The sequence below is a fragment of the Empedobacter sp. UBA5528 genome, from assembly GCF_002426075.1.
In the GTDB taxonomy this organism is placed as follows: Bacteria; Bacteroidota; Bacteroidia; order Flavobacteriales; family Weeksellaceae; genus Empedobacter; species Empedobacter falsenii_B.
Genome location: NZ_DINY01000041.1, coordinates 1 through 14238 on the forward strand (window position 1 = coordinate 1; position 14238 = coordinate 14238).

At 30.6% G+C, this 14238-nt stretch carries 11 protein-coding genes and 1 riboswitch; of the genes, 6 read left to right on the forward strand and 5 right to left on the reverse strand.

Annotated features, from left to right (window positions below; all coding sequences use genetic code 11):
* Positions 1-95: 95 nt before the first annotated feature.
* Positions 96-812 carry a DUF2071 domain-containing protein gene (locus B4L98_RS09080; RefSeq protein ID WP_280036699.1) on the forward strand — a complete coding sequence of 239 codons (717 nt, stop codon included), beginning with the start codon at positions 96-98 and terminating at the stop codon, positions 810-812.
* Position 813: 1 nt separating this feature from the next.
* Here the strand turns inward: B4L98_RS09080 and cobC are convergent, their stop codons facing one another.
* The 4 genes from cobC to B4L98_RS09100 all read right to left on the reverse strand — a co-directional run bounded on the left by cobC (position 814) and on the right by B4L98_RS09100 (position 3983).
* Entirely contained in the window at positions 814-1374 is a 561-nt protein-coding gene (cobC, locus tag B4L98_RS09085; RefSeq protein WP_291078060.1) for an alpha-ribazole phosphatase, read from the reverse strand.
* A complete protein-coding gene (locus tag B4L98_RS09090) occupies positions 1359-2135 on the reverse strand; it encodes an adenosylcobinamide-GDP ribazoletransferase (protein ID WP_221854148.1) in 777 nt (258 codons plus the stop codon). The genes cobC and B4L98_RS09090 overlap by 16 nt, the downstream gene beginning before the upstream one ends.
* Entirely contained in the window at positions 2129-3148 is a 1020-nt protein-coding gene (gene cobT, locus B4L98_RS09095; protein ID WP_291047138.1) for a nicotinate-nucleotide--dimethylbenzimidazole phosphoribosyltransferase, read from the reverse strand. Before cobT ends, B4L98_RS09090 begins: the two co-directional genes overlap by 7 nt.
* A gap of 102 nt (positions 3149-3250) precedes the next feature.
* Positions 3251-3364: riboswitch (cobalamin riboswitch) on the reverse strand.
* Positions 3360-3983 (reverse strand): hypothetical protein, encoded by a 624-nt coding sequence (locus tag B4L98_RS09100; protein WP_291052891.1) that lies wholly within the window; start codon positions 3981-3983, stop codon positions 3360-3362. (Overlaps the previous riboswitch by 5 nt.)
* Positions 3984-4129: 146 nt before the next feature.
* Between B4L98_RS09100 and B4L98_RS09105 the strand changes: the two genes are divergently transcribed.
* Genes B4L98_RS09105 through B4L98_RS09125 form a run of 5 tightly spaced genes read left to right on the forward strand, consistent with a single transcriptional unit; the run spans position 4130 to position 12920 of the window.
* Positions 4130-8053 (forward strand): response regulator, encoded by a 3924-nt coding sequence (locus B4L98_RS09105; protein ID WP_291078062.1) that lies wholly within the window; start codon positions 4130-4132, stop codon positions 8051-8053.
* 11 nt (positions 8054-8064) lie between these two features.
* Positions 8065-8421 (forward strand): response regulator transcription factor, encoded by a 357-nt coding sequence (locus tag B4L98_RS09110; protein ID WP_180905097.1) that lies wholly within the window; start codon positions 8065-8067, stop codon positions 8419-8421.
* Positions 8422-8425: 4 nt separating this feature from the next.
* Positions 8426-8893, forward strand: a complete 468-nt coding sequence (locus B4L98_RS09115) for a hypothetical protein (protein WP_291078064.1) — start codon at positions 8426-8428, stop codon at positions 8891-8893.
* Positions 8869-9489 carry a hypothetical protein gene (locus tag B4L98_RS09120; protein WP_291078066.1) on the forward strand — a complete coding sequence of 207 codons (621 nt, stop codon included), beginning with the start codon at positions 8869-8871 and terminating at the stop codon, positions 9487-9489. Before B4L98_RS09115 ends, B4L98_RS09120 begins: the two co-directional genes overlap by 25 nt.
* Before the next feature lie 2 nt (positions 9490-9491).
* Positions 9492-12920: a sulfatase-like hydrolase/transferase gene (locus B4L98_RS09125; protein ID WP_291078068.1), complete on the forward strand. Its 3429-nt coding sequence runs from the start codon at positions 9492-9494 to the stop codon at positions 12918-12920.
* Here the strand turns inward: B4L98_RS09125 and B4L98_RS09130 are convergent.
* Positions 12917-14164, reverse strand: coding sequence for a YaiO family outer membrane beta-barrel protein (locus tag B4L98_RS09130; RefSeq protein ID WP_291078070.1), 1248 nt, complete (start codon positions 14162-14164; stop codon positions 12917-12919). The two genes, B4L98_RS09125 and B4L98_RS09130, sit on opposite strands and share 4 nt — an antisense overlap.
* Positions 14165-14238 lie beyond the last annotated feature (74 nt).

The window sequence follows — 14238 nt, forward strand, 5'->3', positions numbered from 1 at the left end:
TAATACAAATGCACTACCGGTTTTATTTAAAATATAGTGATAATTTGACGTTGAATTATTGGAAAATACAAGAAACAACTTACAAAGAATAAATTATGAAAATCCCTACAATTTATGGTATTATAGAACGTAGAATGTTAATCAATTTTTGTGTAGAATCACACTATATTGAGACGATTTTACCTCAACCTTTTCGTCCAAAATTGTACAAAGGAAAAGCAATTGCTGGAATCTGTTTGATTCGATTAAAAGATATAAAACCAAAAGGTTTACCTGATTTTGTAGGAGTGAATTCTGAAAATGCAGCGCATCGAATCGCGGTTGAATGGGAAGAAAATGGTGTGACAAAAGAAGGTGTATATATCCCGATGAGAGATACTTCTCTAAAATTGAATACGCTTGTTGGTGGTCGAGTTTTTCCTGGGAAACATTATTTTGCGAAGTTTAATGTTATAGAAGAAAACGATAATTATCATTTAGATTTCACGAGTTCTGACGATACACGAATTGAAATTGATGCAAAAAAATCTGTTGAATTTAATTCGAATTCGATTTTCGAAACGTTGAATGAAGTTTCAAAATTCTTCGAGAATGGTTCTGTCGGTTATTCTCCAAATGGAAATAATTTTGAAGGTCTAAAACTCGAAACCTATAATTGGGGAGTAGAACCTTTGGAAGTTTTACATGTGAAATCAAGTTTTTTTGAAAATGAAACAATCTTTCTAAAAGGTTCTGTTCAGTTTGATAACGCAATTCTGATGACCAATATCGAACATGAATGGAAGTCGTTAGAAAAGATAAAATGTTTGTAGTTTATTCTTTCCTTAAAATAAAATCTTCCTCATTTGTTTTTCCTAAATTAAACTGAAACATTTCACCATAATTTATAGGTATTTTGAATGCATTTTTGATTGGTATTTGCAACAAATAACACCACATCAAACGGATGATTCCACCATGTGCAACAATCAGCACTTTTTCGTGTTGAGTATTTCGTAACTCGTCCATAAAATCAAAAAGTCGCTTAGACATTTCTTGCATCGATTCACCATTCGGCGTTTTAGTTTCGACAAAATCGGCGTACCAAGGTTCTATTTCTTCCGAAGGAATTTCGTTCCACGATTTCATTTCCCAATCTCCAAAATTGAATTCTTTTAATCGATCATCAAAAATAATTTCATTCGAGAAAGTTTCTGCCAAGCGTTGACAACGACTTAACGGACTTGAAAAAATTATCTCAAAATTGCTTTCAATTTTAATATGAATTTGTACAACTTCTTGATGAAAAGTCTCAGCTAATTCCACATCAGTTTGCCCGTAACAAACCGATGAAGGAACATTAACTTTTGTATGTCGAATTACAGAAACTTGCATAGAATTAAAACGCCAAGATAAAACAAAACTTCGGTAACTTGTTGCACAGTTCCCAAGCAATCGCCTGTATATCCACCAATATATTTTTTGAAATACCAGCCCAAATAAACTTTTCCTATGTAACAAAGTGGTAATATCAACAAGAATTTCCATTCGCCAAAAACAATAAAAGGCACAAGACAGAAAAGAAAACTAATGATAAGATTTTTTATTGGAAGTGCTTTATTTGCCATCGGTTTTGATTTACTTTTGTCGATATCTGTCACATATTCGTGTGTATAAATCATCATTCCAGAAAAAAAGCGACTAACCGAATGTGCTGCAATCAAGCTGAAAATTATCAACCAAAAATTATTTTCTGCAATATGTTGAAGTGATGTGAATTTCAATAACAACAATAAGATAACACCAATTACACCATAAGCTCCAATTCGGCTATCTTTCATAATTGTCAAGATTTTTTCTTTGCCATAACCACCTCCAAAACTATCGCAAACATCGGTGAAACCATCTTCGTGAAAGGCTCCAGTCAACAAAACGCTTGTAATCATTGTGATAATAATGGCGATATCAATAGGTAAAATAAATTGACAAATCATATAAATCAATGCATTAAAAGCGCCAACCAATAAACCAATCGCTGCATAGTATTTCTGTGATTGATTCATGATTTCGTTGCTATATGGAATTTTGAACGGAATCGGAATTCGCGTAAAAAACATCAATGCGGTTAAAAAATAAGTGATTTCTTTTTTTAGCATTTCACTTTAGTTTCTTTGTTACTCACGCCTGCAGAGTCGAAACTCGCCATATCATTGTAGAAATTTACCGCACTTTTGATAATTGGATAAGCCAACGCACACCCCGTTCCTTCACCAACTCGCAAATTGATGTTCAGAATTGGTTCTTCGTTGAAATAATTTAATAAATATTGATGTCCAGATTCATCACTTTGATGACAGAAAATTGTATTGTTTAAAATTTCTGGATTTAATTTAGACGCAACCAAAATCGCAGACGAAGCAATATATCCATCAATCATCAACAACATATTATGTTCATAAGCAGATAACATTGCAGCTGTCATTTGAGCAACTTCAAAACCTCCAAAAGTGGCTAAAATTTCTTTTGGATCAGTAATTTTCCCATGTGTATTCTTCGCTTCATTTAGAATATTGATTTTATTTTGTAATTGCTCATCATTCAAACCTGTTCCACGTCCTACACATTGTTCAAGCGGTAAATCGGTTAAATAGTGTACAAGCATCGATGCAGAAGAAGTGTTCCCAATTCCCATTTCGCCAAAACCAATAATATTTGTTCCATTTTGAGCGATTTCGTTCACAATTGTCTTCGAATAATCAAAACATTGTTCCAATTGATCTAAGGTCATTGCAGGTTCGTGCAAGAAATTTTTGGTTGATTTGGCTACTTTACAATTTTTCAAAACCGAATAATCCTCGAAATCATAATTTACACCAGCGTCAACAATCGTTAAATTAATCTCATTTTGATTACAAAAAACATTAATAGCTGCTCCATTATTTAGGAAATTTAAAACCATTTGAGGCGTAACTTCTGCTGGATACGCACTAACACCAGATTGTGCAATTCCGTGATCGCTTGCGAAAACGATTAGATGAGGTTTTATTAATTCTAAATGATTTTTTTGCTGAACCAAACCAATTTTAAGTGCGATTTTTTCTAATAAACCTAAAGCTCCAAGCGGTTTTGTTTTAAGATCAATAATGTGTTGAATTTCTTCTTTTTGCATTTTATACTAAACTAAATTTTAATAAAAAAATGCTTTCGAAATCAAGTGCAATCAATTCAACAAATAATAAAAATATATGTAGTTTTGATTGAGCTTCAATCGCGAAAGCATCATCTAAAAAGTGGTCTGGCTTATAGTTTTTCTCTACTTACAGTTGCGCGACAGCTCGAGATTTGCACTCGATTCCCTTTTGTGCAAGCAAGGTAATAAATTATTTTTCTGGGACAAAATTTTCATCAATCACTATATCTCCCATCAAAACGACTTGCTCTTCAAAATCAGAAGTGTTTAAATTAACTTTATTCGGAAAATTTTTAAATGAATAAGATTTATAAACTTCTGAATTTATTTCATTTGAAGCTAATCTTAGGTTAAGTTCAGTATTTTTTAAAGTCTCAAATTGTATTGTATATTCCTCGCCAACGTTTAATTTACTTTCTACTAATTCATCATTAATTAACAAACGATATGTTTTGATTTCTAAGTTAGAATTTCCAAAATTAACTTTTATTTTGAATTTTATTTTTTCTTTTTGAATCGAATCATTTTTTGCAACTAAAGGTTCTGTACAATTTGGTTTATCCTGTCCATTTGTACATGAATTTAATAACCCAAAAGCAGAAAAAATCATGACATTAGAAATCGTTTTCTTAAAAAGATTTTGACCTAATTGACTTGGATGAAAAATACCACAATGAACGTTGCTTTTCTGAAATTCATTCGAAATTTCGTCATTTGTCAAATTAGAAAAGTCAGTGATTTTATGTTGACATTTTGCATAGAAATTTTCGTTTGTTAATTTCTCTTTGCAAGGAATTGGAATTGTGATTTTCATATTTTTTAAAGTTTAGATTTATAATAGAGATGATTTTATGAATAAAAAGGTTGGTTTTATTTTTAGAAATAATTGATTTAGAATATTTGGATTTATGTAATATCTTTAACCACCTCTACTTTCCTATTAAATAAGATCAATTTTTAATGAAAAATTTTCCCATCCCAACGAACGAAAAGCAAAGATTGCAAGCGGTTTACGATTATAATTTACAAGAACATGATAAAGACGAAGAATTAGAGGTTTTTGCAAATGCTGCGAGTTTGATTTGTAATGCGCCAATTGCGTTAGTTTCTATTTTTGATGAAAACTATCAAGTGATTAAAGCCAATTGCGGAATCGAGGTAGATATTGTTCCACGTCAACAAACTATTTGTCAATTTTCTTTAATGGAAGAAGAAATTTTGGTGATTGATGATGTGACGAAATTTGAACCTGCAAAAAATATTGCTGGAGTAAAAGCTGCAAATATTCAGTTTTATGCTGGTGTTCCGTTGATTGATGACAATGGAAATGTGTTGGGGACATTATGTGTAAACGATCATTATCCAAGAACGTTGGACGAAAAACAACGCAATTTATTGATTCAACTTGGGAAAAATATTACCAAATTATTGGTTAGTAAAAAGCGAAAAAAAGACGCTTCTTACTTTCAAAATATCTATAAAATATCGAATAACCTGATTGGAGTTGCCGATATTAATGGTGTTCTAAAATCTATAAATCCTGCTTTTAAAGAGGTTTTAGGAATAAAAGATAAAAAGACAATTATTACAGAAAATTTTTTAGATTTTGTTTCGGAAAAAGATAAAAAGAAAGTTAATACGTATTTATCAAATCTTAAAAATAATACAGATTCAATCAATTTCAAATGTTTGATGTATTCTCCCGAATCTCAAGAAGAGAAGTTAGTGGAATGGTATACAAGATCAAACTTAAAAATTGACAACGAAATCTTCTTCTTTGGTCGAGATATTACGCTTGAAAATTCGAAAAAAGTAGAATTAGAAAACAGTGAACGTAAGTTTAGAAACTTCTTCAATTCTTCGCTTGGTTTAATGACAATTCATGATTTAGATGGAAATATTTTGTCGATAAATAAGAAAGGATTAGAATCTATGGGCTATTCAGAAAATGAGGCAAAAGATTTGAATCTGAAAAAAATAATTCCAAAATCTAATCAAAAAGAATATCAAACCTATATAGAAACGATTTTGAGTAAAAAGCAAGATTCTGGTTTGATGAGCTTGATTAAGAAAGATGGTTCACTAACATATTGGTTATACAGTAATATTTTGGACAAAGATAACGAAGGAAATCCTGTTGTAATGAGTACTGCTGTGGATATGACACAAAGGACGTTGTTGGAAAGAGATCTTAATCGTGTTCGTCAGTTACTAGATCATACGTACGAAGTTGCGAATGTTGGAGGTTGGAAATATGATTTAGTTAAGCAAAAATTAATTTGGGCTGATATAACGAAAAAGATCCATGAAGTTGAACCAGATTATGAACCAAATGTAGAAACTGCACTCAATTTTTATGAAGCAAAAAGTAGTTATCCAAAAATAAAGAAAGCTTTTAAAGATGCGGTAGAAAAAGGAATCGGATATGATATGGAGTTGCAGATTGTTACCCAAAAAGGAAAAACAATTTGGGTAAGATGTAAAGGAATTCCAGAATTTGTAAATGGAGAATGTGTTAGCGTTTTTGGAATTTTTCAGGATATTGATGAGAGAAAACGTTATACGTTAGAGTTGGCTCGACAAAAAGCTATTTTCGAAACATTTATTAATCATGTACCTGCATCTGTTGCAATGTTTGATAAGGATATGAATTATCTGACTTTGAGTAATCAATGGTGTGATGAATTTGTGATAAAAAAGAAAAATGTGATCGGAAAATCTCATTACGAAATGTACAATGTTCCAGCAGAAAGAAAAGCGATTTATGAAGCTTGTTTGCAAGGCGAAAATTATTCGAATGAAGATATGATTTATCGTACACCAAAATATGATACAGATCAACACTATTCGTGGGCGATTCATCCGTGGTATATCAACAAAAAACAGATTGGTGGTCTGATTATGTTTTCGCAAAATATAACAGAATCTGTCAAGAAAAATAAAGAACTTAAAAAAGCCAAAAAGAATGCGGATATCGCTAGTAAGGCAAAGTCTGAGTTTTTAGCAAATATGAGTCACGAGATTCGAACACCTTTAAATGGTGTGATTGGTTTCTCTGATTTATTGTTGAAAACGCCACTTAATCCGACTCAAAAACAATATTTGAATTTTATTAATGATTCTGCAAATTCATTGTTGTCAATAATAAATGATATTTTAGATTTCTCTAAAATTGAATCGGGTCGAATGGATGTTTCGATAGAAAAAAATAATTTGTTCGAGTTAGGAAATCAAGTAATCAATGTGATTCTTTATCAAGCCGAAAACAAAAAAATTGAATTGTTGTTGAATATAGATAATAATTTACCTCAATTTATTTGGATTGATGAAGCTCGATTGAAACAAGTGCTAATTAATCTACTTGGAAACGCTGTGAAATTTACGGATAGTGGAGAAATAGAACTAAAAATTAGTCAAGTTGAACCAATTGTGAAAGGAGAAAAAGCAAAACTGAGATTCTCTGTTCGTGATACAGGAATTGGTATAAAACCAGAAAAACAAGCCAAGATTTTTGATGCATTTACACAAGAGGATAGTACTGTTAGTAAACGTTTCGGAGGAACAGGTTTAGGTTTAACAATTTCGAATAAATTATTAAATTATTTCGGAAGTCATCTAGAATTGCAAAGCGAAATAGATAAAGGTTCTACATTTTTCTTTGATTTAGAAGTTGATTACGAATATAATATTGAGCAACAATTTGATCATTTGGAAGAAATAAATCATGTGTTGATTGTAGATGATAATCAAAGTAATCAAATGATTTTGCAGCATATGTTGCAGTTCAAAAATATAACGTCTGATATTGCGAACAATGGAATGGAAGCGCTTCAGAAAGTTTTGAATGGCAATGTTTACGATGTTATTTTGATGGATTATCACATGCCAGTTTTAAATGGTTTAGAAACAATTCAGAAAATAAAAGAGTATTTTGTAACTAAGAATACAAAAATTCCTTTAGTATTATTGCATAGTTCTTCTGAGGATGAATATCTAATTCAGAAAGCAAAAGAATTGGGAATTACTTCGCGATTATTGAAACCAATTAAGTCTGAAGAATTGTTTGATACGCTGCGTAAAACGATTATTGATTCGAAAGAAATTCAAACCATAGAAATTGAAAATCAAGAAGAAATTTCGCAAGATTTTTCGAAACAATTTCATATTTTAATTGCTGATGATAATTTAGTTAATATGGCTTTAAATCAGCAGATTATCAAAAATATTGCACCAAATTCTATTTTGTATACGGCTGCGAATGGAGCGGAAGCCGTATCAATTTGTCAAGAAAATAAGATTGATTTAATTTTGATGGATATTCAAATGCCAGAAATGAATGGTATTGAAGCAACTAAGGTTATTCGTTTATTAAACAATTTTCAAGAAACTCCGATTATTGCAGTGACAGCGGGAAATGTAAAAGGCGAAAAGGAAAAATGTCTTAATGCTGGATTGAATGATTTCTTAGCAAAACCAATTCGAGAAAAAGATATTTTTGATGTACTAGAAAAATGGTTAGACTTTTCCCAATATGAAAAGATTGAAACCAATGATTTTGGAAATCACCTTGATCTTTCGATGATAAATAATTATACGAAAGACGACGAATCGTTTAGAAAAACATTTATAGAAATAATTATTAATGAGTTAGAAAAATCTATACTAGAATTTGAAACTTATTCCAACAAACAAAATTTAGAAGGATTAAATCAATTAGGTCATAAAGTAAAAGGAACAGCAAAAACTGCTGGACTAACAATTTTGGCTGATTTAACCGAACAAATAGAAAAATCAACTTCAATCAATTACCTACAAGAAAACCAGCTGATTATTAAAGTAAAAACCGAAATAGAATTAGTTATTAACTATTTAAAAAATATTTAAAAACCAATATTATGCAGATTTTAATTGCCGAAGACGATGAATTGATTTTAAAAACAATTGAGCACAAACTGAAAAAAGAAGGTTACAAAGTTGTTTTAACACGAAATGGAAAAGAAGCAATCAGTAAGATTGAGACTGAAGATATTGATTTGATTATTACCGATATTATGATGCCTTTTGCGTCTGGTTTGGAGATTATTAGTGCTGTTAGAAAAAGTAAGAATTCCGAAACACCAATGATTATTTTGTCTTCTTTAGGGCAAGAAGATGTGGTGGTGGAAGCATTTAATTTGGGTGCAAATGATTTTATGGTGAAACCATTTAGCCCTATTGAATTGTCTGTTCGCGTGAAGAAATTACTAAAATAAAAGCATGATTATCCTACAAATTATAACCTATACCGAGTTAATCGTAGGAATCTACGTTCTACTTATTTTACTTTTTTTGACAATTATTTATACGTTATTGACAAGTATAATTGAATATAAAACCATTACAAAGAAAAATAAGTGGAATGCTATTATTGATCAAGAAATTTATGAAACAATTTTGGATGAGCAATCCAATTCGAATACTGATTTTACGGATTATTTGAAATCAAGTTCATTCAAACATTATTTTATCAAAAAATTATTAAAAGCGGAACAAAATTTTTCTGGAAATTCAAAAGAAAGTATTCAAAATTTATTTGACCATTATCAATTAAAAAAAATATCCTTACAGAAATTAAATAGTCAAAAAAATCATGAAATTGCTGAAGCAATACAGGAAGTTACGGCGATGAATAATGATGAACTTTACCGAAAATCAAAAGTATGTTACAACATAAAAATGATTTAGTACGATCTGAAGCGCAATATGGTTTAACGAAATTTGCTGGTTTCGAAGGTTTATATTTTTTGGATAATTTACAAGAGCAATTGACGGATTGGCAACAGTTGAAATTGTTGGATGCAATTACAATTTTACCAAATCTTGATGAGGTTGATAAGATAATTTCAAATTGGTTAAAATCACCTAATCAAAGTGTGAAAATTCTAACAATGAAATTAATTCGCAAGTTTCAATTGTTGCAAATGCACGATTTGGTTGCAGATAATTTGCACGATTCTGATGAAAAAGTTGTGGAAGAAACGATTAAAACATTAGTCAGAATCGAAGACGATTCAACTTCAAAGCTATTGATTGAACAATATCAAACGTGTAACGAAAAGTTTCAAATTCAAATTTTAAAAGCCTTAGATAAAATTTCTAATCCAGAAAATAACACATTTTTAGAAACTCAAGCAAAGGAAAATCCTTCATTTTCTGTCAAAAAAGCAAGTGTAAAAGCGTTAAATAATTGTTGTTCAAAAACCGATTTACAAAAACTTGCACATCAATCACACTCTCCTGAATTAAAACAAATTATTAATCAAATTATCCAAGAAAACTAATCATGAATTGGCTAGAAACGGCTTTCGATTTTTTTATTTACGGCTTCCTTTTTTACTCAGTCCTATTAATTTTAGTCTATGGATGGATAGGTTTTTATGCAAAAGGAGCGATAAAATCTTATATCCGAAAAAACAGTTTTACGGATTATTCGGTTATTGCAACATCGCCAAATGCGCCAACTTTTAGCCTTATTGCGCCCGCTTATAATGAAGGTGCAACGATTGTGGAGAACGTGCGTTCTTTGTTGTCGTTGTATTACAATCAACTCGAAATTATTATTGTAAATGATGGTTCCAAAGATGATTCGTTGCAACGATTAATTGAAGCGTATGATTTGATTAAAATTGATTATTTCGTTGAAGGAAATATAGAAACGAAACCAATTAATGCAATTTATAAAAGTGCAAATCCTGTTTTCAAGAAATTAATTATTGTTGACAAAGTAAATGGAGGAAAATCGGATGCGCTAAATGTCGGAATTAATATTGCAACAAACGATTATATTGTTTGTATTGATGTCGATTGTATTTTAGAACAAGATGCGATTCTGAAGCTTGCAAAACCGTTTATGGATGAAGCAAAAGCAAAAGTAATTGCGTGTGGAGGAGTTATTCGTTTGGCGAATAATTGTACCATTGTTGACGGAAAAATTGTCGATGTTAATTTGCCAAAAACTCGTTTAGGAAGAGCACAAGCGTTAGAATATATTCGAGCATTTCTTTTGGGAAGAATGGCGTGGTCGCGCGCCAATGGTTTGATGCTTATTTCGGGTGCTTTTGGGGCTTTTGATCGTGAAATTGTGCTTCAATGTGGCGGTTACGATCACGATACAGTTGGTGAAGATATGGAGCTTGTTGTGCGAATGAGACGTTATATGCACGAACAAAAATTGGCCTATAAAGTGGTGAATATTCCCGATCCGCTTTGTTGGACAGAAGTGCCAGAAAGAAAAGAAATTTTAACCAAACAACGCAATCGTTGGATGCGTGGAACGATAGAAACATTGTGGAAACATCGTATTTTATTTTTCAATCCTAAATATGGAAAACTTGGAATGATGAGTTATCCGTATTGGTTTTTCTTCGAATTTTTAGGACCGATTATCGAATACATTGGTTGGGTCATTTTCGTAGTTTTATTCTTTTTAGGATTTATTAATTGGCATATTTTCTTTCCTTTAATGGCTTTTGTATTGCTTTATGGAATATTATATTCGATTTATGCCATTCTGATTGATTTGATGACGTATAATGTTTATCACAAAAAAGGGGATATTCCGAAATTATTTTTTACGGCATTTATAGAGCCGTTTACATTTCATCCGTTTGTTGTGATGGCAGGCGTGAAAGGGGTGAAGGATTTCTTTCTGAAAAATAATTCGTGGGGAGAAATGACGCGACAAGGTTTTGGTGGAAATCAATCGAAAGAATTATCTATTTGGCAAAAACTGAAACTTGGATTCATTAATTTAATTCAGCAAACTACGTTTATTTCACTGATATATTTTTTAATTTTTGGATTGTCATCAATTCTTGAATTTTATCTTTATCAAGAAAATCTTACAACAACTTCTAATCAAACTTTATTTTTTGACTTATTCGTACATAATATCGATTTTGCTTTAGATAGTATTTTTGTGGTAAGTTTTACATATTTTTTACTGCAATTTTATTCGATAAGTTGGGCAAAAAAATGGATCATTTTTGCGTATTCTTTTTTAATTATTTCAAATATTTTATTGATTAAATATTTTCAAACAACACTTAATTTATTGGGTTCAGATTTGTTTTCTTATACGTTCGAAGAATTGAAATTAATTATTGGAGCATCAGGTGTTGTAAATGTTACAAATATTCTTTTATCAATCGCTGCAATTGCTATTTTAACAACGATATTTATTTACAGTTATCGACTAAAAATTAATCAAAAAATTCTTCAATTACCATTAATAATTTTAAGCTTTTTAGCGATTATTATTCCAATTAATTTGTATTTAAAAAGTGCTCAAAATGATGAGTTTTCATCTAATCTAACTTTGAGTAAATCGTCTTATTTTTTCTCAAATTCGATTGAACAATATGCAGAAGATAAACTTTCAGAAATTGATTTTTTAAACTCAAATTCGAGTTCAAATAATGAAGATAATCGACATTATTTTGATAAAACTAATTATCCATTTTTGTATCAAGATGAGAACAAAAATTTCTTTGCGGATCAATTTAATCTAACAACAGAAAAACTGAATGTTGTTTTTATTGTGATTGAAGGTTTGGGACGAGCTTTTAGTAACGATGGTGCATATTTAGGCTCGTTTACACCATATATCGATCAGCTTTCTAAAAAGAGTTTGTATTGGGAAAATGGATTAAGTACGACGGGAAGAACATATGGAGTTTTACCTGGTTTGACAGGTTCTTTGCCTTTTGCTGAGAATGGTTTTATGGAACAAAAAAACTTACCTCAACATTTTAATTTGTATAATTTGTTGAAAAGTAATGGTTATAAAACTGGTTATTTTTACGGTGGTGATGCTGATTTTGATTTTATGTCGAAATATTTGAATTATTCGAATGTTGAAACAATTATTGATGAAAATGATTACGAAAATAAATATGCTAAAATTCCATCAAATAATGGATTTTCTTGGGGATTTGATGATCATTCAGTGTTCAAAAAATATTTAGCAACGCAGAAAGAAAATAATCAACCGTATTTTAATGTTTTGATGACGTTAGCGACGCATAGTCCTTTCTTAATAAACAATGTTGAGAAATATAATAGACAGTTTGAAACGTTGATTAAATCACGAAATTATGATGCGACAACTTTGACGACAGTAAAAAAGTATAAACAACAATTGGTGACTTTTTTGAGTGTTGATGAAGCTGTAAAAAACTTTTTCGAAGCTTATCAAAAACGTTCAGATTTTAATCAAACAATTTTTGTGATTACTGGAGATCATCGAATGCCAGAAGTTCCGATGGAAACAAAGATTGATCGTTTTCATGTTCCGATTATTGTCTATTCTCCTTTGTTGAAAACACCAAAAAAGATGTCAAATATTGTAACGCATTTTGATGTTGCGCCAACTTTTGTAACATATTTTAGAGATTCGTATAAAATGAAATTACCGAATTACGTGACTTGGATGGGACAGAATTTAGAAAACGGTAAAGCGAATTACAGAAAACAAGGCGTTCCATTAATGCAAAATAAAAATATTTTGGATGATTATGTTTTCCAGAATTATCATTTATCGGGAGGGAAATTATATCGAATCGAAAAGAATTTAACAGAAGATGTTGAACAAAATTCGAAAATGGAAACAGAGTTGAAAAATCGATTGAAAAGCTTTAAAACAAAAAACCATTCTTTGAAAAATACTCAAAAAATGGTTCCTGATTCTATATTTAATCGTTATATCAATTAGAATTTTCGGCTGTACGAGACACTTACATCAAATTGATTTCCCTTTTGATTTGGACGATATTCTTGATTATAATAATTCGCACCAATTGAAATTAAATTTAAATCATTGATTGAAAAATTATAATCTGCTCCAATTTTGAAGGACTTCAATTTGTAAGTTGTATCCTCTAAAAGATTGTTGTTAAAATCTTCAGGCGAAATACCTGTACCAATCGCTAAGCTTAAATAATTGTTTGCATCGCCCGTATAATAACGCGTTGTGAATGTATACGAATGCGAAATGTTGTTGTTACTTGGTGTCACGAATGCACGTAAATTGAACCAATAATTTTTATAATATTTCCCAATTGATCCTGTAAACATCCAAACATCATCCGAAAAATGAAGTTGACGATAACCTAATTCGGCTTCAAAACTTTTAGGTAAATTAGCGTAAAGAGAGGCTCCTGTGCGATATTTAGGGAAAATTCCATCACTATCCGAATATCCACCGCCAACGTACATGTAAAATGTATTAGAAAGTCTTGGATAAGCTTCTACTTCGTATTGAACACCATTATCTCTAAACTTGTTTGCGTAATTAACTTTAAAAATCAACGAACCAATCGAAGTTTGTCTTTTATAACTAACCGAAACTTGATGCCAATCATCTGTAAATTGCTTGTCAAAATGTGAGTAATTATAATTTACACTAATTGCATTTTTAGTATTATTGATTTCGATTCGATTTGCTAATTCACGTGCTTCCGTATTTTTAGGATTAATTGCTAATAATTCTTTGATTGTTTTTGAAGCTTCATCATAAGCATTGTTTGAATTAAGAACTTTAGCTTTTAACAACAACAAATCCTCGTTTTTAGGATATTTAATTAATCCACGATCAATGATAGAAACGGCTTCTGTATAATTACCATTCCAATATTCAAGCGATGTGTAGGCTAAATAGAAATCGGTAGAAGGATCCATGTTTTTTTCAATATTCTGAAAAACTTTTCTCGCTTCTTCAGTTTCATCATTCCACGTATATATTCGTCCCAAAAAAACAGCGATATCTGTATATTCTGGCGATTGATCTAAAGCTTGTAATGCAAGTTTCTTGGCAGTTGTATAATCTTTTTCTTCGAAAGCTTTGTGACGCGCTTCTTGAAATAAATCATCCGAACTTTTCGATTCTTGGCTATACGAAAATAAAGGTAAAAAGGTAAGAGTAAAGAGTGTTTTTCTTAGAAATGATTTTTGAATCATGTGATAAAAACGTACTTTATTATGAGGATAAAGATATAATTATTTGGAGCATAAAAAAAGCTCAAGAAAATAAA

Excerpts from the sequence above, each read along its gene's own strand:
- B4L98_RS09080 (WP_280036699.1), top strand. The coding sequence starts at position 96 with ATGAAAATCCCTACAATTTATGGTATTATAGAACGTAGAATGTTAATC.
- cobC (WP_291078060.1), bottom strand. The coding sequence starts at position 1,374 with ATGCAAGTTTCTGTAATTCGACATACAAAAGTTAATGTTCCTTCATCG.
- B4L98_RS09090 (WP_221854148.1), bottom strand. The coding sequence starts at position 2,135 with ATGCTAAAAAAAGAAATCACTTATTTTTTAACCGCATTGATGTTTTTT.
- cobT (WP_291047138.1), bottom strand. The coding sequence starts at position 3,148 with ATGCAAAAAGAAGAAATTCAACACATTATTGATCTTAAAACAAAACCG.
- B4L98_RS09100 (WP_291052891.1), bottom strand. The coding sequence starts at position 3,983 with ATGAAAATCACAATTCCAATTCCTTGCAAAGAGAAATTAACAAACGAA.
- B4L98_RS09105 (WP_291078062.1), top strand. The coding sequence starts at position 4,130 with ATGAAAAATTTTCCCATCCCAACGAACGAAAAGCAAAGATTGCAAGCG.
- B4L98_RS09110 (WP_180905097.1), top strand. The coding sequence starts at position 8,065 with ATGCAGATTTTAATTGCCGAAGACGATGAATTGATTTTAAAAACAATT.
- B4L98_RS09115 (WP_291078064.1), top strand. The coding sequence starts at position 8,426 with ATGATTATCCTACAAATTATAACCTATACCGAGTTAATCGTAGGAATC.
- B4L98_RS09120 (WP_291078066.1), top strand. The coding sequence starts at position 8,869 with ATGTTACAACATAAAAATGATTTAGTACGATCTGAAGCGCAATATGGT.
- B4L98_RS09125 (WP_291078068.1), top strand. The coding sequence starts at position 9,492 with ATGAATTGGCTAGAAACGGCTTTCGATTTTTTTATTTACGGCTTCCTT.
- B4L98_RS09130 (WP_291078070.1), bottom strand. The coding sequence starts at position 14,164 with ATGATTCAAAAATCATTTCTAAGAAAAACACTCTTTACTCTTACCTTT.